The following is a 19383-nucleotide window of genomic DNA, read 5'->3' as shown; positions in this document are numbered from 1 at the left end:
TTTACATGCAAACTGTATGTTAATTGACGGAAGAAGGAAAGATGAAGACGACGAGCTACTACCCGGTGCTGATGACCGGCGAGGTCGCCGGCACGGCCGCCTTCTATGTCGAGCATTTCGGCTTCCAGCCGCTGTTTACGAGCGACTGGTACGTGCACCTCCAATCGGTGGACAACCGCAGGGTCAACCTAGGCATCGTCCAGGGCGACCACGAGACGATCCCTGAGGAGGGGCGGGGGCGGACCTCGAGCCTGCTGATCAATTTCGAGGTCCCCGATCCTGACGCAGTCTACGAACGGATCACCGCCGCCGGTTTGCCGATCCTGCGCACGCTGCGCGACGAGCCCTTCGGCCAGCGCCACTTCATCACCAAGGATCCCAACGGCGTGCTGATCGACGTCATCAAGCCGATCCCGCCCAGCGAGGAGTTCCTGGCACAGTATGCCGACGGCGCGGCGGGAGTGTGAGCGGCGGGCTCAGCTCGCCCTTGCCACCGGCGTCACCGCCACCTGGCTGACGCCGGTGCGGCGTACCACGGTGCACAGCGTCTCGCGGCCGATGCGCTCGGCGTCGAGCATGCGCACGAGATCGTCGACGCCCGTCACCGGGCGCCCGTCGATGGCGGCGATGATGTCGCCTTCCTTGAGACCTGCCTTGGCCGCCGGGCCGTCCTTCTCGACGCTGCGCAGGCGTACCGCCGTGCTGGTCGACACCTGCGACAACAGCGCCGCGCGGCGCGGCAGGTTTACGGTGTCGGCGGAGACGCCGATGAAGGCGCGGCGCACGCGGCCGAAGCGGATGATCTCGGAGATGACGAACCTGGCGGTGTTGGAGGCGACGGCGAAGGCAATGCCTTGCGCGCCGTGGATCATGGCGGTGTTGACGCCGATCACTTCACCCGCCGACGACACCAGCGGCCCACCGGAATTGCCGGGGTTGAGCGCGGCGTCGGTCTGGATGACGTCGTCGATCAGCCTGCCGGTCGAGGCGCGCATCGAGCGGCCGAGCGCCGAGACCACGCCCGAGGTGACCGTCCATTCGAAGCCCAGCGGATTGCCGATGGCAATCGCGATCTGGCCGCGCCGCAGCCGCTTGGAATCGCCGAGCGGCGCCACATCGGCGAAGCTGCCATCGGCGCGCACCAAGGCGATGTCGGTGTCGGGATCGCGGCCGAGCACGCGGCCCTCGCTGGAGGCGCCGTCCGGCATCGAGACGCGCACGGTTCTGGCGTCACCCACGACATGGAAATTGGTGACGACCAGCCCATCCGGCGCGATGACGAAGCCCGACCCATGGCCGCCCGGGCCGCCGATGCGCTCGATGCGGCAGACGGCCGGGCCGATGCGGTCGACAGCGTCCGCTACTGTTTCGGAATAGGCGTCGAGCAAGGTGTCATCGGATTGGATTTTGGGGGCGGCGAGGGCCATGAGCGGGCTCCGTGTTTTCAGGCACAACGATGCGTCTGTTACATGCGTGTCGTTGTCCCAAACCGGTGAGCACTTTTGCGCGACACGCACTATATGTGCGGAGCGGCCCGAACCGCCGCGACCTGACCAGATGGCCAGTCAAACCCGTAACTAGCCGTCAGGCGAGTACCCGCAAACGCGCCGTCGAGCGATATCTGGGACATGCAAGAAACCCAGGAGACCCTTATGAGCGACTTCAATTTGAGCGCGTTTTCAGACGCCATCGCCGATCTGGCAGCGGAAGCCGCGCCGGCGACGGCGAGCTTCGCCACCCATCACCACCGCACGGCCAGCGCCTTCCATTGGCGCGACGGCTATTTCGTCACCGCCGAGGAAGCCGTCGAGGCCGGCGAGGAAATCGAGCTGACGCTGGCCTCCGGCGCGACGGTGAAGACCGAACTCATCGGCCCCGATCCTTCGACGGGCGTCGCCCTGCTGAAGCCCGCCGATGCGGCGAACGCGCCTGTCCTTGCCAGGGCCGATGCCGTTCGGCCGGGCAACATCGCCATTGCCATCGGCAGCAGCCAGGGTTCAGCACTGGCCGTGTCCGGCTCGGTCGGCGAAGTCGGGCCGGCCTGGCGCTCGATGCGCGGCGGCACCATCGACCGGCGCATCAACCTGGCCGTCGGCGCCGGCGGCCGCTTCGAGGGCGGGCCGGTGCTCGACGCCAAGGGCGCCCTGATCGGCATGCTGTTGTTCGGGCCGCGGGGCCGTGCGCTGGTCATGCCCCACGAGACGATCGAACGCGCGGTGGCCACGCTGCGCGAAAAGGGCCATGTCGCACGCGGCTATCTCGGCGCTGGCCTGCATCCGGTGCGTGATCGCGACGCATATGGCGCAATGGTGATGAGCCTCGACGACAATGGCCCGGCCAAGGCCGCCGGCCTCTCGCTCGGCGACATCATCGTGGCGTGGAACGGCGAGGCCGTGCATGGTCCGCGCGACCTGATCCGCCGGCTCGGGCCTGACAGTGCCGGTGCTTCGGTGACGTTGGGTGTCGTGCGGGGCGGCGAACAGCGCGACGTCGTGCTGACCATCGGCGAAAAGCCGCTGAGCTGAGAGGAATGATGGAAACACTCGCCAGCGACCGGATCGGGACCGACCGTGCGGCTTCGCGGCGGCTGGTGGTGCTGATCGCGCTTGGCGATGCCGGGCGCGCCGAGCGCCTGGCCGCCTCGCTTGCCGCCAGCGACGACCTGTTGCCGGTGGTCGTTGGCGGCGGCAGGGCCGATGTCGCGATCGTCGACGACAGGAGCGGTGATGCCGTGCCGGCCTCGGTGCCACGGGTGCTGCTCTCGGTGCGCGCCGGCGGCGAGCGGCCTGCCGGCGAAGTGTCTGCCGTCATGCCCGCCGGCGCGGACGACCTGCTGATCGCCGCGGCGGCGCGGTTGGCCGCCGCTGGCTACAGCATATCGGGCAATGGCCGCGCGCCCGGACGCCGTGAGGATTTCCACGCCGGCGATGGCGAGCCGTTCGAGGATGAAGTTCTGGACGAGCACGCCGCCCGGCCGGCGCTGTCGCCACGCGAGGCGGAAGTGCTGGCGCTGCTCGCCGAAGGCGCGCCCAACAAGGTGATCGCGCGGCGGCTCAACATTTCCGTGCATACGGCGAAGTTCCACGTCGCCGCGATCCTGATCAAGCTCGGCGCCGCCAATCGTACCGACGCCATCGCCATTGCCATGCGACAGGGGCTGGTGCTGGTCTAAGCTCTGTTCCTATCGTCCCACCCCTGGCCTACGTTGCGTAAGCCTTATCCAGATGTGTCGGGTCTTGCGCTACGGTCTCGCGCCGCGCAAGGATTGCGCCGGTCACGTACGAGGGAGGCGCGGAAAATGTCGCTCAAGGGAAAGACGCTGTTCATCTCCGGCGGGTCGCGCGGCATCGGGCTGGCGATCGCGCTGCGCGCCGCGCGTGACGGCGCCAATGTGACGATCGCGGCCAAGACCGCAGAGCCGCATCCCAAGCTGCCGGGCACGATCTACAGCGCGGCGCAAGAGATCGAGCAGGCGGGCGGCAAGGCGCTGCCGGTGCTGTGCGACATCCGCGAGGAAGGGCAGGTCGCCGAGGCGGTCGCCAGAACCGTCGAAAAATTCGGCGGCATCGATATCTGCGTCAACAATGCCAGCGCCATCCAGCTCACCGGCACGCTGGAAACCGACATGAAGCGCTACGACCTGATGCATCAGATCAACACGCGCGGCACCTTCCTCGTCTCCAAAATGTGCATCCCGCACCTGAAGTTGGCTAAAAACCCTCACATCCTGAATCTGGCGCCGCCGCTCGACATGAAGGCCAAATGGTTCAAGAACCACGTCGCCTACACCATGGCCAAGTTCGGCATGTCGATGTGCACGCTGGGCATGAGCGCGGAATTCGCCAAGGACGGCATCGCCGTCAATTCGCTGTGGCCGATCTCGACCATCGACACGGCGGCGGTGCGCAATCTACTGGGTGGGGCGACGGTGGCGGCGATGAGCCGGTCGCCAGACATCATGGCCAATGCCGCGCATGCGATCTTCATGCGGCCGTCGCGCGAGGCGACGGGCAATTTCTACATCGACGAGGAGGTGCTGCGCGCCGAGGGTGTCAGCGATTTCTCGGTCTTTGCGCCAGGCGCGACCGGGCCGTTGGCGGGAGATTTCTTTGTGCCGGATGAGGTGTTTGCGAATTCGGGCACCAAGATCAGGACAGCTTTCTAAAGATGTCTTGGGTAGTCCATGCGTTGATGCAATATGCGCACGACGGTGATGGATTCGTGGCCGATCCGAAAAAACACAACATGAGACCCGGCGGCATATTTCAGTAAGCCTAGACGGACCGTCGAGGCGCTTCTCGCGATCGTCGGAAACTGGTCAACCAGATCAATCACAGCGTGAATGGTACGGACGTAGGCTTCCGCTCGCTCTGCTCCCCATTCGTTCAACGAATGGTCCCATATGTCATCCAGATCTCCCTTCGCTTTTGGCGAAAATCGGATGGTTCGCTTCATCAGCGTTTCTTAGACTCGATAAAAGCCTCAATGTCGAATGGCTCGGGATCGCCTGACATGTCTCCGTCATCGATAGCGGCTCGAAGCTGCTCGAGTTTCAACTCTTGTTCTTCCAGAAGGCGCAGCCCCGCGCGAACGGCTTCACTTGCGGAGCCGAAGCGACCGTTTACGATCTGCCTCTGGATAAACGCGTCATACTGATCGCCTAGCACGATAGACGTATTCTTTGGCATATCACTCTCCGATACCAATAGATGGTATCAATTTCCCGGAAACCTGACAAGCATCGGGAACGTTTAGAATCTCGTCTTTCTTGCCTTTGCTCAGGCCCATCAGCCGGTCCATATAGGCCGGCACCAGCGCTGAGACGACGAAGGCGAGATGGGTGGCTAGTCGCATCAACTGGTCCGTCGAACAGACCCATAGCAAGATGGATCTGAAGCAAAAAACCCCGCCGGTGAGGGCCGGCGGGGCTCATTGCGTCCCGCTGGAGTCGGGACGGGGCAGGGAACGCCCAAACAAGAATCTGGGGTGGGAAGCCCAGTGATTCAATGAGTTGGCTCTAACGGCTGTACAATTCTTGTTGACCCGGTCCTGCTGCCCAGGTTCCAGCCCATCCCGGTTGACCGGGATGGGACCTTGTTGCCGGCCTGATTCCAGAAATTACTGCAAGCCGCTGGAAAGGCCGGTCAATTGTTGCTCGCCACCGGCGCCACCAGAGGGGTGATGCGGCGGATGGCGACACGCCGATTCTCGCGGTTGGGCGCCGAGGTGTCGACCTTCAGATACTCCTCGCCATAGCCCTGTGTCGTCAGGTTCTCGGCCGGGATGCCGAAGGCATTGGTCAGCGCTTCCGCAACCGCTTCGGCACGGCGATCCGACAAGGCAAGGTTCGCCTCCGGCGTTCCGACGGCATCGGTATGGCCTTCGATCAGGAAGGTCTCCGCCGGGTTCTTCTTCAACAGCTTCTCCATGGCGTCGGCGACACCCTGGAGCTTCTGCACCTCGGTGTCGGAGATCGAAGAGGAGCCGAATTCGAAGTTCAGCGTGTCGAGGTCGATGCGCCGGGCAATGTCACGCACGCGGGCCGAACGTTTGACCTCGTTGATCGAATAGAGGCGCTGCACCTTCTCCACCGGCGGCTGTTCGAGGAAGGTATAGTAGTCGTCGTCGCTTTCGACATCCTCGGAATCGAGAATGTAATCCCGGCGCGGGATGGTCAGCCGCATGGGCGGCAGGTCATCGCCGGGATCGCGCCAGTCCTCTTCGTCCTGGTAGCTGCGCTCGTCGACATAGCTCAGCACATATTCGCGACCGTCGGGCGCGATGCGCGACCGCTGCAGGATGTCGCCGTAGCGGTTGCGGATGGTGACGATCCGGAAGCCATTGTCGCGCTCGACCGTCTCGCGCGTGCGGCCCTGCGGCAGGTCCTCGTAGTAGACATCCTTGGCGCCGCGGGTCAGGCGCGGGCGGTCATTGCTCTGGACGAACGTCTGGTTGTTGAACTGGACGATGACCCGGTCACCGATCTCCTTGAGCACGTCGACGCCCTTGGGCCGGCGGCGCTCACGGATGTCCTCGTCAGGCGCGCGCTCGAGGCGCTTGCCCTGCTCTTGCGTCACCGGCACGATCTTTTCGGGCTTGATCGCCTCCTGGGCGGCCCTGTCGTCGGTTGGGGGCGGACCCTGATCCACCGGCGCCACTACCGGCTTGCGGCCCTGGTCACCGCCCTGCTGGGCATTTTGGCCACCATTTTGCTGCCCACCATTCTGTTCTTCGCCATTCTGGTTGGCGGGCTGGTTGGCGGGCGTCCGGCCACCCTGGCCATTCTCGACGCGACCCTTGCGCCTGGCATCCTTCTGGCTGTCGAGGATAGGGGCGGCGTTCTTGTCGGCGGGTGCTTCGCCCTGAACCGGGTTTTCGCCCTGGACAGGCGCGGCTTGTCGACCGGTAGCGGGCTGCTCTCCGGTCGCCGGCTGTTCGCCGGTGGCGGGCTGTTTGCCGGTCTGCGGCTGTTCGCCGTTCGCAGGCTGCTCGCCGGTCGCAGGCTGTTCGCCAGCCGGTTTCCTGCCGTGCTTCTTCGTCTTGTCCTGGGACTGTTCGCCCTGGGCGGGAGGCTGCTCGCCGGCCGGGGCCGGTTCAACCTTCGGCGTCGCTTCGCCGGCAGGAGCCTGCTTCGGTGTCGGGGCGGTCTCCGGCACGGCGGCCGGTGCCTCTTTCTGCTGATCCTGCTTGGGTTTCCTGCCGGGCTTGGTCGGCTGGTTGTCGTTGGCAGGGGCCGCCTCGCCGGCGGGAGCCTGCTCGGTCTGCTGCTGCTGGTCGCGCTTTTTCCTGCGCGGCTGCTGCTCGTCGGTGGCGGGCGCTGCCTGGCCAGCCGGAGCCTGCTCGGTCTGCTGCTGCTGGCCGCGCTTTTTCCTGCGCGGCTGCTGCTCGTCGGTGGCGGGTGCAGCCTGGCCAGCCGGAGCCTGCTCGGTCTGCTGCTGCTGCTGGTCGCGCTTTTTCCTGCGCGGCTGCTGCTCGTCGGTGGCGGGTGCAGCCTGGCCGGCGGGAGCCTGCTCGGTCTGCTGCTGCTGCTGGTCGCGCTTCTTCCTGCGCGGCTGCTGCTCGTCGGTGGCGGGCGCCGCCTCGCCGGCGGGAGCCTGCTCGGTCTGCTGCTGGTCGCGCTTCTTCCTGCGTGGCTGCTGATCCTCGGCCGCGGGAGCGGACTGCTGGGCGGCCGGGGCGGATTCCGTCTGCTGTTTCTGCTCGCGCTTCTTCTTGCGGAGCTGTTCCTCGTCGCTCTGCCCCTGGTCAGTGGGCGTGTCCTGCGCCAGGATGATCAGCGGTGTCCCCCCGCTTTGCATGGGGCCGAACGCGGCTGTCCCCTGAAGCGGGGACGCGCCTAACGGCGCGGATGCCATCAACAGGCCAAGGGCTGTGCCTGCCAGAATCCGTGGTTGGCGTTTCATCGAAATTCTCCTTGTGGGGTCCCATCCTTGCCGAAACCGCTTTTGACGAAATTGGTTCCAGTTGCCCATGGTTAGGGGGCGTACAGGGCTATTGGCCGGCCTTTTAAAGGCAACTTCATGTCATTCGGCCGGGTTCCGCCCTATTCCGGCTGTTGTCGCGCTTGACCTTGGCAGCGGCTGGGGCCACATGCCGGAAATGGAAACGCCGTTCTGGAAGACCAAGACGCTGGAAGCGATGAGCCCCACGGAGTGGGAATCGCTCTGCGACGGCTGCGGCAAGTGCTGTCTGTCGAAGCTCGAGGACGAGGACACCGGCGAAATCTACTGGACCAGCGTCGGCTGCCGGCTGTTCGACGCAGAAAGCTGCCGCTGTGCCGACTATGCCAACCGGCTGGCGCGTGTTCCCGATTGCGTCGGCCTGACGCCGCAGAATGTGCGCACCATCAGTTGGCTGCCGAGCACCTGCGCCTACCGGTTGGTGGCCGAGGGCCACGACCTTTACTGGTGGCACCGGTTGGTCTCGGGCAGTGCCGAAACCGTGCATGAGGCCGGCATCTCGATGCGCGGCCGGGTCAAGGCGAGCGAGACCGACCTTGCCGAACCGGAAGACTATTTCGACTACATGCTCGACGACGAACCCTGACGCGCGCAGAGGGGCCGGCGCTTTGCCCGCCGCATCACATGAACCGCGGATGAACAGCGAGTTCGTAAATAGTTCAGACAGGCCAGTGCATTCTCCCGCCATCGGTTTCACGAGGCCGGGCGCGAGCCCGCAACAAGGAGAGAGAACCATGTACACCACCATCAAGACGGCAGCGCTTTCGGCTCTGGTCGGCCTCGGCACGCTGGCGGCCATCCCCGCCCACGCCGACAGCCTCTATCTCGGTTTCGGCAACAACAACGACCCGCGCTTCGGCGTCTATACCGGCGATGATGACGGCTATCGCCACCGCCGGGACGAGCGCCGCGACGACGAGCGCCGTGATGATTGGCGCCGCGACGATTGGCGCCGCGGCTGCTCGCCGGACCGCGCCCTCGACAAGGCCGAGCGCATGGGGCTGCATCGTGTCCGCATCGTCGATGTCAACCGCCGCGTGGTCAAGGTGATGGGCCGTCAGTACGGCGACCGCATCGTCGTCGTGTTCGCCAACGAACGTGGCTGCCCGGTCATCTATCGCTGAAGACATGATCTTCCGCAGATTGGTAGCGGCATAATCCTCTGCGAGGATTAGCAGCGGCATAATCCTCTGCGAGGATTAGCCGGGAGACCCTCTAGATGGTCGGTCTGGACACGCCATCTGCGATGGTCGGTCTGGACACGCCATCTGCGATGGTCGGTCTGGGGTATGATCTTCTGCGAAGATCAGCCTGGAGTAGCAGGTCCCCTGTCTATCGGACGGGTGCGGCTCGACAAAACCTCGCGGGAGCGATCCCGCGGGGTTTTTCGTGCGTGCCAAGGGGTGACCGATGGCCGGCAGGACCGGCCATCGACTCAGCCGGTTACTTCAGTTCGAAGGTAACGGTGACCTGGACATTGTAGGAATTCTCGCCGGTCTGCACCGGCGTCGCGCCGGCCGCCGCGTCGAACGCCTTGGCGTTGATCGGCATCGGCGCCGGCCTGATGTTCTGATCCGTGATCTCAAGCACCCGGCCGAGACTGACACCCGCCGCCTGGGCCAGCGTCTTGGCCTTGGCCTCGGCGTCGGCGACCGCCTTCTTGCGCGCCTCGGTGACGGTGGCCACCGGATTGTCATTGGTGAAGGCAATGCCGCCGCCCTGGTTGACGCCGAGCGACACCGCCTTGTCGAGGATCTCGCCTGTCTTGTCGACGTCTCGCACCCGCACCGAGAGCGTGTTGGTCACCTGGTAGGCGACGAGTTCGGCGTCCTGGTTGCCGTCCGGCTTGTTGGTGTAGTTGTAGCGGGGGTTAATCTGGATGCCCGCTGTCTGCAGGTCGCGATCCTTGATGCCGGCGGCCTTCATCGCGGCGATCACGGCGGCCATGGCGTCATTGTTGGCGTCGAGTGCGGCGCGCGCCGTCTTGGCTTCGCGCATGACGCTGAGCGTCAGGATCGCCAGATCGGGCGCCACGGTTGCTTCGCCTTCGCCGGACACGATGATGCGGGGCGGCGTCGGCAGATCGGTGGCTCCAGCCATCGCCGGAAAAGCGATTGCAGCGGCGAGCGCGAAGGGCAAAAGATGTCTGGTCATGAAAATCTCCTTGGTCTGCGATCAGGTCGCAGGGGTCGCGTAGAGCGCGATTATGGGTTGATTTGGGCGATCTGCGAAAGCCCGCCGGTAAAGCCTTGTGCCGCGATGCGAAAAACATTAATCCAGCCCGCGTGGGGCCTGTAGCTCAATGGTTAGAGCCGGCGGCTCATAACCGCTTGGTTGGGGGTTCGAGTCCCTCCGGGCCCACCATTATCGTTATTTATCAATGACTTACAGGTAGGTTCGCCAACAGGTTCGCCAAAAGGTTCGCCAAGTAGTGGTTTGCGGGTCACGAGACGCACGACTCGATCCATCCCCTGGACCGCCAGCCGTACCTGCGATGCCTCGCGCGAATAGAGCTCCGCATGATCGATATCGTCGTGCCCTAGTACGTCCATGAGCTGTCTGGTTGAGGCCTCGGCCTCCGCCAGATAAACACCGAGCGACTTCCTCAGACCATGTAGGGTCAGACCCTTCGGAAGACCGGCAAGCTTGCACCAATGCGCCATCATCCCAGTCAGTGATTTGGCGGAGAAGGGCTCACCATAGCCGTTGACCAGAACGGTCTCGCCGCGCCTGTCGGCTGCATCAAGGATCTCAGACAGCATCGGTGTGATCGGCACGAAAAGCCGTTTGCCACCTGTTCGTCCCTTGTTCTTGGCCTGAACGATATCAAACCCGTCGAGATGACGCTCGACACCATCGATCAAGACACTGCGGGTGACCCGCTGATCCCAGCGCAGGCCCGCGACGTCGCCGCGGCGGTTGCCGAGCCAAAGCGCCAAACCGTAGCAAGTGCGTGCTGCGGTGCCGAGCTGCCAACGGTTTTCGAATTGCGCCATCGCTTCGCGCGACCAGGCTTTCCAACCGGCATAGGCGGGCCGCCATTCGACCGCCGCAGTCGGATCGATTTCGATCCAATCTTGCCGCAGGGCGACATAGACCAGCTTGCGTATGCCCACCAGCAGGTGCTTGGCCTTATGGGGCGTGGCGATGAAGCGGCCAAGAAGCTCTTCAATATGGATACGTCTAAGGTTCTTAACCGCTACATCCCGCCACATGAGCGGGTGATCAGGGACCACTCGTAGTTCTAGAAATTCTTCGATCAGCCGCGTGTTCTTGCCCTTGCTGGCTTCGTCAAGCGCCAACCACTTGACTGAGATCTTCAACCGTTGAAAGGCCGCTCCGAATGTGTAGGGCAGGGCCGCTCCGGGCAGAAGGACGACAGGAGCCTTGGGAATCTTCCGGCCTTCGACCGCTGCTTGGTAGGCCTCCTTGAATCCCGGCTGATTGGGAGCTGGCAGACTAACCACACGCTCCTTCGTGCGATAGCGCCAGCGAACTTTGCCATGTCGGTCGGTGTAGGAGGAGAGGCCGGGATATTTGTCGGTCATGGTAGAATGAATCTATTCCCTGCGATGATTCCCTTGCAACAGGAAGTCGACGATATTCTCTTCATCGTCTCCCGGCAGATCGCCAAAGGCCGCTTCGAGTTTGAGCCGATCCCAAATCACGCGGCCGTCAACTTTCTTCGGCTTCGGCATGCGGCGATCAGCAACCATTTGGTCGAATTTGGTTATGCCCACGCCAACATATCGGGCGGCTTCTTCGCGTGAGAGACCGCGAGGAGGATAGGAGAGGGTGTCGCTTTTCATGACCTCTGCCCCGGTATGTGTCCACCTGTGGGCGGATTTCCGTTCCGAGATCAGGATCTAGATTGTATTAATCACCGTCGAAAGGGTGCCGATCAAGCTGTGCGGTAAATTGCGGTCAGGACGTATAAATAGGATGGTCGTGTGAGTTCGGGGGTTCGAGTCGAGAGAGCGCTACCGCCTTTCCCCCCATCCAACGACTTGCCAGTTCAGGATTCGTTGCTGCGGTTGAGCAGAGCCGTCTGCTGGTAATCAGTCCCGGCTCGCTCAATTGGCTCCGTTGTGACTGGCTGAGGTCTTGTCGACTAAGGCTTCACCTCGGCTTCGGCCAAGGCAGCAAACGGCGGTTTGCGGCCTGCGAAGAGGACTGCCACGGAGGCACCGAGATCGCCTTCAGTCCGGCTAAGCCAAACCCATTGACATAGCGCAAAGACGTCGGAGGGCCCAGCTGCCACGATAATGCTATCTGAGGAAGGAACAGCGACCGTTGCAGAGCTCAATTGTGGCAAAATACGCCGAGGCTGGCCCGCCCTGGTACACCATCTATCCCGCTGCTCCGCATTTCTCAGCATCGGTCGGCGCCAAGGCTTGTGAGGAATGGCTGAGGCGCCTGCCGGCTAAAGAGCCCGTGTCGCTCTATCTCCATATTCCGTTCTGCCGATCGCTTTGCTGGTATTGCGGCTTCCCTACCACGGCCACTCGCCGGGATGCGCCGATCCTCGACTATCTGACGGTTTTGCGGGAAGAGATCCGTTTGGTCGCGGAGCAAGCGCCACAGGCGCTACCCGTCAGCGACGTGCACTTCGGCGGCGGAACGCCGACCCTGATCGGACCTGCGGGATTCCTGGCCCTGATGGAACTCCTGCGCCATCGTTTCGCGTTCAGGAAAACGGCTACGATCGCCATCGAGATCGACCCGCGCACATTCACGGGGGAAATGGCGGAAGCCTTAGGGACAGCCGGCGTGACCCGGGCGAGCCTCGGCGTGCAGAGCTTCGATCCCCTTGTTCAAAATGCGATTAATCGGGTCCAAACTGAAGCGCAGACGAAAGCTACGCTAGAGAGCCTGCGCCAGCACGGCATAAACTGCGTTAATGTCGACCTTGTCTATGGTCTCCCCAATCAGACCGTGCAGTCCTGTGTGCAGACCGCAGCCGCGGCGGTCGCCCTGCGCCCCGACCGACTTGCGGTGTTCGGCTACGCGCATGTCCCGATCTCCAGAAAAAACCAGCGCCTGATCGAAGAGGCCGCGCTGCCGGACATCGCTGCGCGCGCCGAACAAGCCGCGGCTGTGGCCGAGACATTGGTTACAGCCGGCTACCGCCAGATCGGACTTGACCACTTCGCCTTGCCGGACGACCAGCTCACGCTGGTGCAGCAAGCCGGTCGCTTGCGGCGTAACTCGCTGGGTTACTCAGCCGACACCCCCGAAACCGTGATCGGCTTCGGTGCGTCGGCCATTGGCCGTCTCGGAGATGGTTATGTCCAGAATGAAGTTGCAACCCGAACCTATAGCCGCAACATCAGAGCTGGCAGCCTGGCGACAGCAAAGGGCTGCCGACTCACCGGCGAAGACCGTGTCCGGGCCGCCATCATCGAGAGGCTGATGTGTGATCTGGAGGCCGATGTGCCAGCAATCTGTGCCGCCCACGGGTTTGACCCGATCCCTCTTCTCAATTCAGCTGAAGGGCTGGCCATGCTCGCCAAGGACGGAATAGTGGATATCAAAAGGGGGTGCATCCGCGTCAGGCAGGAGCACCGCTTTGTGACTCGGGCTGTTGCCGCCGCATTCGACACTTATCGACATCGCCCACCCTGTTAGACCGGTCAAGGTGGGGAGCAGCCACAAGGGCATCACAGCTTGTCCTGATTGATACAGATCACCACTGGGAGGTAGCTAGACTAAGTGTGAGCTCATCCAGCCGACGAGAAATTGACCCTCTTTGCGCGTCGAAGAACACGATGGTATGGCGGGTGGAAGAGCGGGCGAGATCGTCATTCAGTCGCCATTGAGAATCTCGATGGGCGCCTACGCAGGACTCCCACCCCAATTTTGCACCGGTTCACATGCTTTGTTGGAGATCTGTATCTGATCAAATTTCATCCGCCGCAGCAGAGGGTGGCACAGCTGCGGCCGCTGCAGGTTGTCTCTGGCTGCGGCGACATCAACGTTCACAAGCCGGCGATCGCGGAGGGCGCTTCCGCGTGGCGAGCCATTCGAGAGGTTTCGGCTGGTTTTGCCAAACCGGTTTCCCGGCGCAGCTGACAGGCGTCCAGCGCCTCCTTTCTGATCCTAATGCTGATCTCGGCCTGTCAGACGCGAGCTTACCAACTACGGTTTCGGCGCCCTCTCATTCAGTTCAAGAGCATAACCGATGCCCCGTACCGTCCTGATAAGTAGCGTCGCACCGGACGCGCCTAAAAGCGCGCGTAAGCGATAGATTCCGACGTCAAGTGCATTGCTCGTCACTTCGTCGTCGAAGGCATAGAGACTGCCCAGCAGGAGCTCGCGCTGTGAAGTGCGACCAGCGCGGGTGAGCAGATGCTCAAGAATGCACAGTTCGCGTCGCGGGATCTTTAGAGGCTGACCACCGACCGAGACCTGGCGGCCGATTGGATCGAATGTGAGATTGCCAAACGTAACGTCGGAGTCGGCCTCCTGCCTTGATCGCCGCAGAACGGCTCGTATTCGGGCAATGAGCTCATCAGTCGAGACAGGCTTAGGCAAGAAATCGTCCGCGCCCCCGTTAAAGATCGCTATACGCGTATCTCGATCATCGAGGCTGCTCATGATGATGGCGGGAATAGAATGCCCTTCGCGCCTCAACCGCTTCAACCAGCCTAACGCACATCCGTCCGGCAGGGCTAACTCTAGCAGGAGAAATTCATAGCGCGCAAAACCAAATGCTACTGACGCCTCCTCGAGAGTAGGCACCACATCAACGGTGAAACCGTAGTCCAAGAGCGCTGCTTGCATCACCTGAGCAAGCTTTGCATGATGATCAACGAGTAGCGTTCGCATTTCGCATCCTATCGAAGAGGCTTGGCACGGATAGCGCTGTTGGCGCTGTTGAGGTGTGGAGCATTTTGTGAACTGGAGGTGCGCAATGTCCGCCTATCCTTCCAACGCATTGGCCGGCGTTGCAGAGCCTCCGGCCACCCTCTTGGTGGATTTCGGGCATGGCTCGGCCTGCTGCGGGCTTCGCTTGGGATAGAGGATGGATGATACCCGCCGATTGTAGCCACAGGCCGCGAGCACGCACTTTCTTCCGTTGGCGGCTGCGAATGCAGGCGGCAGGAGCGTCCCTTTAACTCGGCAAAGGCCCCTCGACCGGCGATGAGGACGAAGCGAAAGGCGAGCTGCTGACGTTGGAACTCTCGTAGCATGTTCTCTCCGGCTGTGCGTGGCTGAGCTGAAACTGCTATCCACAAGTGTTCAAAGGGTCGTGTTCCAAAGGGAACCCGCCATCATCTTCTTGGCCGTCACGTGGCAAATCGCACGCCGATGCTGTGAAGAGGAAGGTTCAGTGCTCGCTGGCGCCGAACTTGTTGGCAGCCATCGAAATGATTAGCGTTTTGGGCAGCGCTCCCAAGCCAGCCAGACCGCCAGATCAGAAAGAGCACGCTTGCGAAATATCCTGCCTCGAAAAGCGGCGCGCAGGTTAGCGTCTTGACGATTGCCGCTCGGATGGAATGCGAGACGAGGTAAACAATGAGAGCGTTGGCGGGCAGGACCAACGCCATAACGTGGCAAAACATTCTCATGGGCACTGACGTTCTCCTGGATTTCCGTCAGTCATGCTGCGCGGTGTTCGGCCGCAACATGGGTCTGGCAATTCTTCGCACAGACGTCGAGCCCAGGCTCCGCAGCCGATGCGGCGGCCGGCATGGTCGATGACCGTGATCATGCGATTGAGCTCGCCTTCGAAGTCCTCGTCGTCACAAATGCCGAGGATTTCACCCGCGTCATCGACGCCATAAAAAGGCATGACTCCGCGAGCAGGCCGCGAGCATCGGCCGCGGCGATGCAGATCGTGCCATCGAAAGCGGTCGGATAATCGGACATCCATCTGGAGCCGTCGCGGGCAACAAACGGGCTGGTCATCGTAAATTCTCCACGCAGCGAGGTTCTCTCTTTTGGAGCCCCTGCCAACTCAGCAAAACGTCGAACGTTTTCCCGGTGACAGCCCTTATCTTGCGCCAGCCGACCGCGGAGGTCCTCGGCAAGGCCGTGCAAGTCTTCAAGGGACGCCGAAAAATAGCCACGTCTGCGATCTCAGTCGCATCGGCTGCGTTCAGATCCACGGCTTCAATAGGCCAGCGCCCCGTCTTGGGCACATTGTCTAGGGCGGCTAGCTTTCGAGAAGCTGACGAATATCAAAGGAATCGCGGTAAACGGGGGCGCCCCGAGAAACGACCTGAAAGGCGCTCACATGCGAAGAGCCAACACTGCTTGCCTGTCAGGGGATTCTTTCATTCCGGGTTCACGGTGTTCATAGCCTCGAACGCATGACGCGGGTCGATCTGCGAGCCGGATCCAACTTACATACGGGCGCTGTTCTCAGCACCGACATTCCGCTTGCGACGAACAACGCCCACGCGGCTACGGCCCGCAGCCGGCGACCGCCTGGCCGAACAGAGCCCCTTGTTCCGGTTGACATGGCTATCTACGTTTGCATCAACACGTTGCGCTTCCGTGAGCCCGGCCGTCGCCCGCCTCTACCGGCGTGGGCGCATGGACAATCGCAAATTCGAGTGGCTTACCTGGCTTATAGGTCAGCAACACGCGCAACCGCGCCTCACCGTAGATCCAGTCGGTCTTCGCCCGTTCGCCGACGGGAGGTGGCGGATCGACGACATGGCTTTCGATCCTCTCGGTTAGCACTCCGTGCTCCCAAAAGCCGTCGAGTCGGCTTCTGGAGACGGTGAGCCCCATCCGGTTCCGGTCCGCGCCTCGACCGCTCAGCTCGGCAAATCGCGCCAGCACGCTTGCGATGTGGCGAGCCGCCGCAACGTGGTTCGCCATCTTCGCGCCGCCACCGGGCGACAGCCAAGTGATCAGCCATTTTCGCGCGTGACAGGTCCATGACACGAAAATTGCACCAAGATCGGACCGGATAGCCGATCGGTGTGCTGCAACAGGCATGTTCGGCCTCCATCGTACGATCTGATTTCCGACTCGCTTTGCCACAGCGCAGATCGCTGTCACTCCTGATATAGTCCCTAACGAGCAGCCCCGATCACCCTCTCAGCAAGTCTTGTCTGGCGAGCGATAATTTCTGAACCTTCATAGGAAAGGTGACCGCTGTCTCGGTAGAGGAATTTGCCATCTATTTCAGTTCTGCATGTTGTGTCGTCGCAGAGGAAGTCGTGGTAAGAGATAACTGATACGTCAGCCTTGGACGCCACTTGGTTCAGGAACTCGAGAGTGAGACCTCGGAACCGGCGGTATTCGCTGAGATCTATATTGCAGCCACTATGGCGCCCGAACAGGACACTGCCCCGGGCCTTTCGTTCAAGGCATTCGCCGATATCGAAGGTTCCGACTGGGGGTGGAGCAACAACAACAACTCGCTTTCCCAAGCCGCGGACGGCTTCGACGAGAGCCTTAATGCCCTCAACGGCTACAGCTAAAGAAGTTTCACGCTCCGTGGGCGTATCCGTCTTTAGATAGGCAGCGATGTCAAACGAGCTTGAGATGGCAACGGTCTTTATCTCCGGCCGAGTTTTCAAAATGCCCAAAACACTTTCATTGAATTGACTGCAGTCTTCGGCCGCGCGTGCATAGGGAGACGGTACGAGCCCTTTGATGAAGCTAGCCACTCCGATGGCTGGGGGGCACGCGCTCATCGTGAGCTGAGCCAGTCCGGCTCCCCCGACTGTTTTGGCCAAGCCGGGTACCAGCGCCATGGCAAATGAATCGCCCCAAACCAGCAATTCGGGCCTGTCTGTCGTCTGGCAGTCCTTGGGGATTTCCTGAGGAGGCAATCCGGGCCTGAAATCACATGCTCTTCCCAAACCATAATTGATCTGCCGGATCTTGTCGAAATCAACGTTGCTCTTGATTGCGACTGAGGGCCAGATGCCGAGGAGTAACGATGCTGCAACGAGCCCGGAGGTCAGTCGTAGACATGAGGTGTGGAATCCCCGCCTGAACGGCTCCTCCACGTATCGGTGAAGAGCCCAGCTCGCAACAAATGACGAACAAAGTCCCGCATAGATCGCAAGAGCAGGAGGCTCGCCCAGCCAAGCTGTGCGCACATAGACAAGAACGGGCCAATGGATCAGATAGAGCGAGTACGACACGTCCCCTATTTTTGCCATGCCTCGAACCACCACGTTGTCCGCGCTGGGCGCAAGCAGGAGGATCAAGGTTGCCCAGCAAACCAAGGCCGTATCCACGACCGGGTGCTGGTAACCGATAGGCAGGCTGGGAATAAAGAGGAGAAGTGTCAGCGCCGGGAGACGCAGTTTCGGAAGCTGGGCAGCCACGATAGGGATTGTGGGTAGCAAAGCCCCCAATGAACCGATGGCGAGTTCCCAAAATCGGGTCGGCAGAAGATAAAACGCAGCCGATGGATCGCGCGAGGCCAGATAGAGACATAGAGCCCAGCTTGCAACGAGGAGCGAACTAACTCCTCCCAGCCACCACTTCTTGGGAATCAAAACCAGGAAGGCAGGTAACAGCAGATAATACTGCTCTTCGACAGCAAGCGACCAAACATGAAGGAGAGGCTTGGTTTCGGCTGCCCCGGCGAAATAACCTGACTGAAGCCAGAGAGCGATATTGGCGGTAAATGTTAGCGCCCCGAGAACCTGGCTGCGGAACTCCCGCAGGCCCACCTCGGACAGGAAGAAAGGGGCAGCAATTGTCGTCAGCGCAATCACGGCATAGGCTGCCGGCAACAGGCGCTTGGCACGCCGATAATAGAATTCCCAGAAACTAAACCGCGATTGCTCAAGCTGCGTCCTGATGAGGCCGGTGATCAGGAAGCCCGAAATCACGAAGAAAACGTCAACGCCAAGATAGCCCGCGGCGAACGGTCCAAGCCGCGCATGATAGAAGACGACCAGCAAGACAGCAAGAGCCCGCAAGGCCTGGATATCCGTTCGGAAATATTGTTGCGTAGAGGATGGACTAGTTATTGATCTATCTTGAGTAACTGGCGGCTGCTGTATGGTATACATCTGGCTTCCTGGAAATGAAGATCGGAATATCGCGTCCCGATCATCCGTTGGACTTGACTGTCAGAGACAGACCATTCATTGGCAAAACAATGACAAGGAGCCCAACATTGGGCGCGGGCGGCTGCTTAAGTGCATGTGGTGGTGAGGCGCTTGGCCACTCTTCGTGGCATCACGTTCGGTGTAGGTGGTTAGACTCTCCGTCATTCCTGCGCCGCCCGACCGGCACCAGATTGTGAATTAGCGAAGCGGTAGGTAATTTGAAAAATTGTTTGTTTGGATGAAAAACATCCACACGGTGGATGGATCGGACATGCGGCAAGCTTTGCGGCGCTCTGATGCCGGTGCCGATCAGATCCGGCCGAAGGTGCCAAAGCTGGCCCCATCATGCATGAGGCGGATTTCTGTGCTCGCCTACAGGAGCTTCGCCGATTCGCATCGCGTCAAACTCTACAGCATGAAAACCGTCGAGCGGCTCGATGCCGAGATCAACTGGGGCACGGGCTTCGTCGGCAATTTTCCCAACGACCACGCAATCATCCGCCTGGTCGCGCCTTGCTACTCGAAGAATTTGAATGGTCGTGCGGAGGGCTCGCTATACGACGCTTGGTACATCAGTCAGCTTGGTACATCAGTCAGATGCGTGCGCTCGTCAGTTTACCGGCAGTGGCACGCTGATGTTTCCGGTACCTTTCGCGGAAGCGATGGCTCAGTAAGTCCCGGACGTGTTTCGAAAAGGACCAGGACTTAAGATGCAAGCTCAACGTTTGGCGTGGCCGCAGTGCGGGTGGGCATCACAAGAACGTCGCTCTCGAGATCCGCTGCCGTATCGAGGGTTCATATGCCCTGAGGGGTCGCGCTTTTGGCGGTTAGAAGGATGGCGCTGAAGCAACCACGAAAAGAAGCCTAGTCACATTGGTTTCCTTCCGACG

20 protein-coding genes, 1 tRNA gene and 2 pseudogenes are annotated in these 19383 nt (G+C 61.5%); 10 read left to right on the top strand and 13 right to left on the bottom strand.

Annotated elements, in window-relative coordinates; all coding sequences use genetic code 11:
* The first annotated feature begins 41 nt into the window (after positions 1 to 41).
* A complete protein-coding gene (locus O7A60_RS22805) occupies positions 42 to 467 on the top strand; it encodes a VOC family protein (RefSeq protein WP_337108096.1) in 426 nt (141 codons plus the stop codon).
* 9 nt (positions 468 to 476) lie between these two features.
* Here the strand turns inward: O7A60_RS22805 and O7A60_RS22800 are convergent, their stop codons facing one another.
* Complete coding sequence (locus O7A60_RS22800; protein WP_337108095.1) at positions 477 to 1427, bottom strand: S1C family serine protease; 951 nt, start codon at positions 1425 to 1427, stop codon at positions 477 to 479.
* A gap of 225 nt (positions 1428 to 1652) precedes the next feature.
* Between O7A60_RS22800 and O7A60_RS22795 the strand changes: the two genes are divergently transcribed.
* The 3 genes from O7A60_RS22795 (at position 1653) to O7A60_RS22785 (ending at position 4165) form a co-directional block, all read left to right on the top strand.
* Positions 1653 to 2525, top strand: a complete 873-nt coding sequence (locus O7A60_RS22795) for a S1C family serine protease (protein ID WP_337108094.1) — start codon at positions 1653 to 1655, stop codon at positions 2523 to 2525.
* Between the two features lie 8 nt (positions 2526 to 2533).
* Positions 2534 to 3172: a helix-turn-helix transcriptional regulator gene (locus O7A60_RS22790; RefSeq protein ID WP_337108093.1), complete on the top strand. Its 639-nt coding sequence runs from the start codon at positions 2534 to 2536 to the stop codon at positions 3170 to 3172.
* Between the two features lie 126 nt (positions 3173 to 3298).
* On the top strand, positions 3299 to 4165 hold the full coding sequence (locus O7A60_RS22785) for an SDR family oxidoreductase (RefSeq protein ID WP_337108092.1): 867 nt from the start codon (positions 3299 to 3301) through the stop codon (positions 4163 to 4165).
* Here the strand turns inward: O7A60_RS22785 and O7A60_RS22780 are convergent.
* The 4 genes from O7A60_RS22780 to O7A60_RS22765 all read right to left on the bottom strand — a co-directional run bounded on the left by O7A60_RS22780 (position 4162) and on the right by O7A60_RS22765 (position 7403).
* Complete coding sequence (locus O7A60_RS22780; protein WP_027145794.1) at positions 4162 to 4455, bottom strand: type II toxin-antitoxin system RelE/ParE family toxin; 294 nt, start codon at positions 4453 to 4455, stop codon at positions 4162 to 4164. The two genes, O7A60_RS22785 and O7A60_RS22780, sit on opposite strands and share 4 nt — an antisense overlap.
* A complete protein-coding gene (locus O7A60_RS22775) occupies positions 4455 to 4688 on the bottom strand; it encodes a type II toxin-antitoxin system ParD family antitoxin (RefSeq protein WP_027145795.1) in 234 nt (77 codons plus the stop codon). Before O7A60_RS22775 ends, O7A60_RS22780 begins: the two co-directional genes overlap by 1 nt.
* 1 nt (position 4689) lies before the next feature.
* Entirely contained in the window at positions 4690 to 4854 is a 165-nt protein-coding gene (locus O7A60_RS22770; RefSeq protein ID WP_337108091.1) for a hypothetical protein, read from the bottom strand.
* Between the two features lie 290 nt (positions 4855 to 5144).
* On the bottom strand, positions 5145 to 7403 hold the full coding sequence (locus O7A60_RS22765; protein ID WP_337108090.1) for an OmpA family protein: 2259 nt from the start codon (positions 7401 to 7403) through the stop codon (positions 5145 to 5147).
* Positions 7404 to 7599: 196 nt separating this feature from the next.
* Between O7A60_RS22765 and O7A60_RS22760 the strand changes: the two genes are divergently transcribed.
* Both O7A60_RS22760 and O7A60_RS22755 read left to right on the top strand, forming a co-directional pair.
* Positions 7600 to 8046: a YcgN family cysteine cluster protein gene (locus O7A60_RS22760; protein ID WP_027146015.1), complete on the top strand. Its 447-nt coding sequence runs from the start codon at positions 7600 to 7602 to the stop codon at positions 8044 to 8046.
* A 148-nt stretch (positions 8047 to 8194) separates the two neighbouring features.
* Positions 8195 to 8584: a hypothetical protein gene (locus O7A60_RS22755; RefSeq protein WP_337108089.1), complete on the top strand. Its 390-nt coding sequence runs from the start codon at positions 8195 to 8197 to the stop codon at positions 8582 to 8584.
* A gap of 319 nt (positions 8585 to 8903) precedes the next feature.
* Here O7A60_RS22755 and O7A60_RS22750 read toward each other — a convergent pair whose 3' ends face one another.
* Entirely contained in the window at positions 8904 to 9614 is a 711-nt protein-coding gene (locus tag O7A60_RS22750) for an SIMPL domain-containing protein (protein ID WP_337108088.1), read from the bottom strand.
* A 134-nt stretch (positions 9615 to 9748) separates the two neighbouring features.
* Here O7A60_RS22750 and O7A60_RS22745 point away from each other — a divergent pair.
* Positions 9749 to 9824, top strand: a tRNA-Ile gene (locus O7A60_RS22745).
* Positions 9825 to 10015: 191 nt separating this feature from the next.
* On the opposite strand, the pseudogene O7A60_RS22740 reads toward O7A60_RS22745, so the two are convergent.
* Positions 10016 to 10399: pseudogene (locus O7A60_RS22740) on the bottom strand (tyrosine-type recombinase/integrase); the annotation flags it as partial.
* Between O7A60_RS22740 and O7A60_RS22735 the strand changes: the two are divergent.
* Positions 10301 to 10702 carry a hypothetical protein gene (locus O7A60_RS22735; protein WP_027146012.1) on the top strand — a complete coding sequence of 134 codons (402 nt, stop codon included), beginning with the start codon at positions 10301 to 10303 and terminating at the stop codon, positions 10700 to 10702. The pseudogene O7A60_RS22740 and the gene O7A60_RS22735 sit on opposite strands and share 99 nt — an antisense overlap.
* A gap of 318 nt (positions 10703 to 11020) precedes the next feature.
* On the opposite strand, the gene O7A60_RS22730 is transcribed toward O7A60_RS22735, so the two are convergent.
* On the bottom strand, positions 11021 to 11269 hold the full coding sequence (locus O7A60_RS22730) for a hypothetical protein (protein ID WP_084636889.1): 249 nt from the start codon (positions 11267 to 11269) through the stop codon (positions 11021 to 11023).
* A 484-nt stretch (positions 11270 to 11753) separates the two neighbouring features.
* On the opposite strand from O7A60_RS22730, the gene hemN reads away from it, so the two are divergent.
* Positions 11754 to 13088: an oxygen-independent coproporphyrinogen III oxidase gene (gene hemN, locus O7A60_RS22725; RefSeq protein ID WP_337108087.1), complete on the top strand. Its 1335-nt coding sequence runs from the start codon at positions 11754 to 11756 to the stop codon at positions 13086 to 13088.
* A 510-nt stretch (positions 13089 to 13598) separates the two neighbouring features.
* Here the strand turns inward: hemN and O7A60_RS22720 are convergent.
* The 5 genes and pseudogenes from O7A60_RS22720 to O7A60_RS22700 all read right to left on the bottom strand — a co-directional run bounded on the left by O7A60_RS22720 (position 13599) and on the right by O7A60_RS22700 (position 18454).
* A complete protein-coding gene (locus O7A60_RS22720; RefSeq protein WP_027146008.1) occupies positions 13599 to 14288 on the bottom strand; it encodes a winged helix-turn-helix domain-containing protein in 690 nt (229 codons plus the stop codon).
* 461 nt (positions 14289 to 14749) lie between these two features.
* A complete protein-coding gene (locus tag O7A60_RS22715; RefSeq protein ID WP_245262363.1) occupies positions 14750 to 15010 on the bottom strand; it encodes an exopolysaccharide production repressor protein in 261 nt (86 codons plus the stop codon).
* 52 nt (positions 15011 to 15062) lie between these two features.
* Positions 15063 to 15371: pseudogene (locus O7A60_RS22710) on the bottom strand (ferredoxin family protein).
* A gap of 573 nt (positions 15372 to 15944) precedes the next feature.
* Complete coding sequence (locus O7A60_RS22705) at positions 15945 to 16412, bottom strand: hypothetical protein (RefSeq protein WP_337108086.1); 468 nt, start codon at positions 16410 to 16412, stop codon at positions 15945 to 15947.
* A gap of 77 nt (positions 16413 to 16489) precedes the next feature.
* A complete protein-coding gene (locus O7A60_RS22700; RefSeq protein WP_084636887.1) occupies positions 16490 to 18454 on the bottom strand; it encodes an acyltransferase family protein in 1965 nt (654 codons plus the stop codon).
* A gap of 277 nt (positions 18455 to 18731) precedes the next feature.
* Here O7A60_RS22700 and O7A60_RS22695 point away from each other — a divergent pair, with 277 nt between their 5' ends.
* The gene (locus tag O7A60_RS22695; protein WP_027146005.1) at positions 18732 to 19202 is read left to right on the top strand and encodes a transposase; all 471 of its coding nucleotides are present in this window, start codon (positions 18732 to 18734) and stop codon (positions 19200 to 19202) included.
* Positions 19203 to 19383 lie beyond the last annotated feature (181 nt).

Origin of the sequence: Mesorhizobium salmacidum (SeqCode), from assembly GCF_037179605.1 — a bacterium.
GTDB classification, from domain to species: Bacteria; Pseudomonadota; Alphaproteobacteria; order Rhizobiales; family Rhizobiaceae; genus Mesorhizobium; species Mesorhizobium salmacidum.
The sequence above is the reverse complement of the archived record's forward strand: the minus strand, read 5'-3'. Positions and strand labels throughout refer to the sequence as shown.

Bases quoted from the DNA above. Each gene is read 5' to 3' on its own strand.
- O7A60_RS22805 (WP_337108096.1), top strand. From the start codon at position 42: ATGAAGACGACGAGCTACTACCCGGTGCTGATGACCGGCGAGGTCGCC.
- O7A60_RS22800 (WP_337108095.1), bottom strand. From the start codon at position 1,427: ATGGCCCTCGCCGCCCCCAAAATCCAATCCGATGACACCTTGCTCGAC.
- O7A60_RS22795 (WP_337108094.1), top strand. From the start codon at position 1,653: ATGAGCGACTTCAATTTGAGCGCGTTTTCAGACGCCATCGCCGATCTG.
- O7A60_RS22790 (WP_337108093.1), top strand. From the start codon at position 2,534: ATGGAAACACTCGCCAGCGACCGGATCGGGACCGACCGTGCGGCTTCG.
- O7A60_RS22785 (WP_337108092.1), top strand. From the start codon at position 3,299: ATGTCGCTCAAGGGAAAGACGCTGTTCATCTCCGGCGGGTCGCGCGGC.
- O7A60_RS22780 (WP_027145794.1), bottom strand. From the start codon at position 4,455: ATGAAGCGAACCATCCGATTTTCGCCAAAAGCGAAGGGAGATCTGGAT.
- O7A60_RS22775 (WP_027145795.1), bottom strand. From the start codon at position 4,688: ATGCCAAAGAATACGTCTATCGTGCTAGGCGATCAGTATGACGCGTTT.
- O7A60_RS22770 (WP_337108091.1), bottom strand. From the start codon at position 4,854: ATGCGACTAGCCACCCATCTCGCCTTCGTCGTCTCAGCGCTGGTGCCG.
- O7A60_RS22765 (WP_337108090.1), bottom strand. From the start codon at position 7,403: ATGAAACGCCAACCACGGATTCTGGCAGGCACAGCCCTTGGCCTGTTG.
- O7A60_RS22760 (WP_027146015.1), top strand. From the start codon at position 7,600: ATGGAAACGCCGTTCTGGAAGACCAAGACGCTGGAAGCGATGAGCCCC.
- O7A60_RS22755 (WP_337108089.1), top strand. From the start codon at position 8,195: ATGTACACCACCATCAAGACGGCAGCGCTTTCGGCTCTGGTCGGCCTC.
- O7A60_RS22750 (WP_337108088.1), bottom strand. From the start codon at position 9,614: ATGACCAGACATCTTTTGCCCTTCGCGCTCGCCGCTGCAATCGCTTTT.
- O7A60_RS22735 (WP_027146012.1), top strand. From the start codon at position 10,301: ATGACGCTCGACACCATCGATCAAGACACTGCGGGTGACCCGCTGATC.
- O7A60_RS22730 (WP_084636889.1), bottom strand. From the start codon at position 11,269: ATGAAAAGCGACACCCTCTCCTATCCTCCTCGCGGTCTCTCACGCGAA.
- O7A60_RS22720 (WP_027146008.1), bottom strand. From the start codon at position 14,288: ATGCGAACGCTACTCGTTGATCATCATGCAAAGCTTGCTCAGGTGATG.
- O7A60_RS22715 (WP_245262363.1), bottom strand. From the start codon at position 15,010: ATGGCGTTGGTCCTGCCCGCCAACGCTCTCATTGTTTACCTCGTCTCG.
- O7A60_RS22705 (WP_337108086.1), bottom strand. From the start codon at position 16,412: ATGCCTGTTGCAGCACACCGATCGGCTATCCGGTCCGATCTTGGTGCA.
- O7A60_RS22700 (WP_084636887.1), bottom strand. From the start codon at position 18,454: ATGTATACCATACAGCAGCCGCCAGTTACTCAAGATAGATCAATAACT.
- O7A60_RS22695 (WP_027146005.1), top strand. From the start codon at position 18,732: ATGAAAAACATCCACACGGTGGATGGATCGGACATGCGGCAAGCTTTG.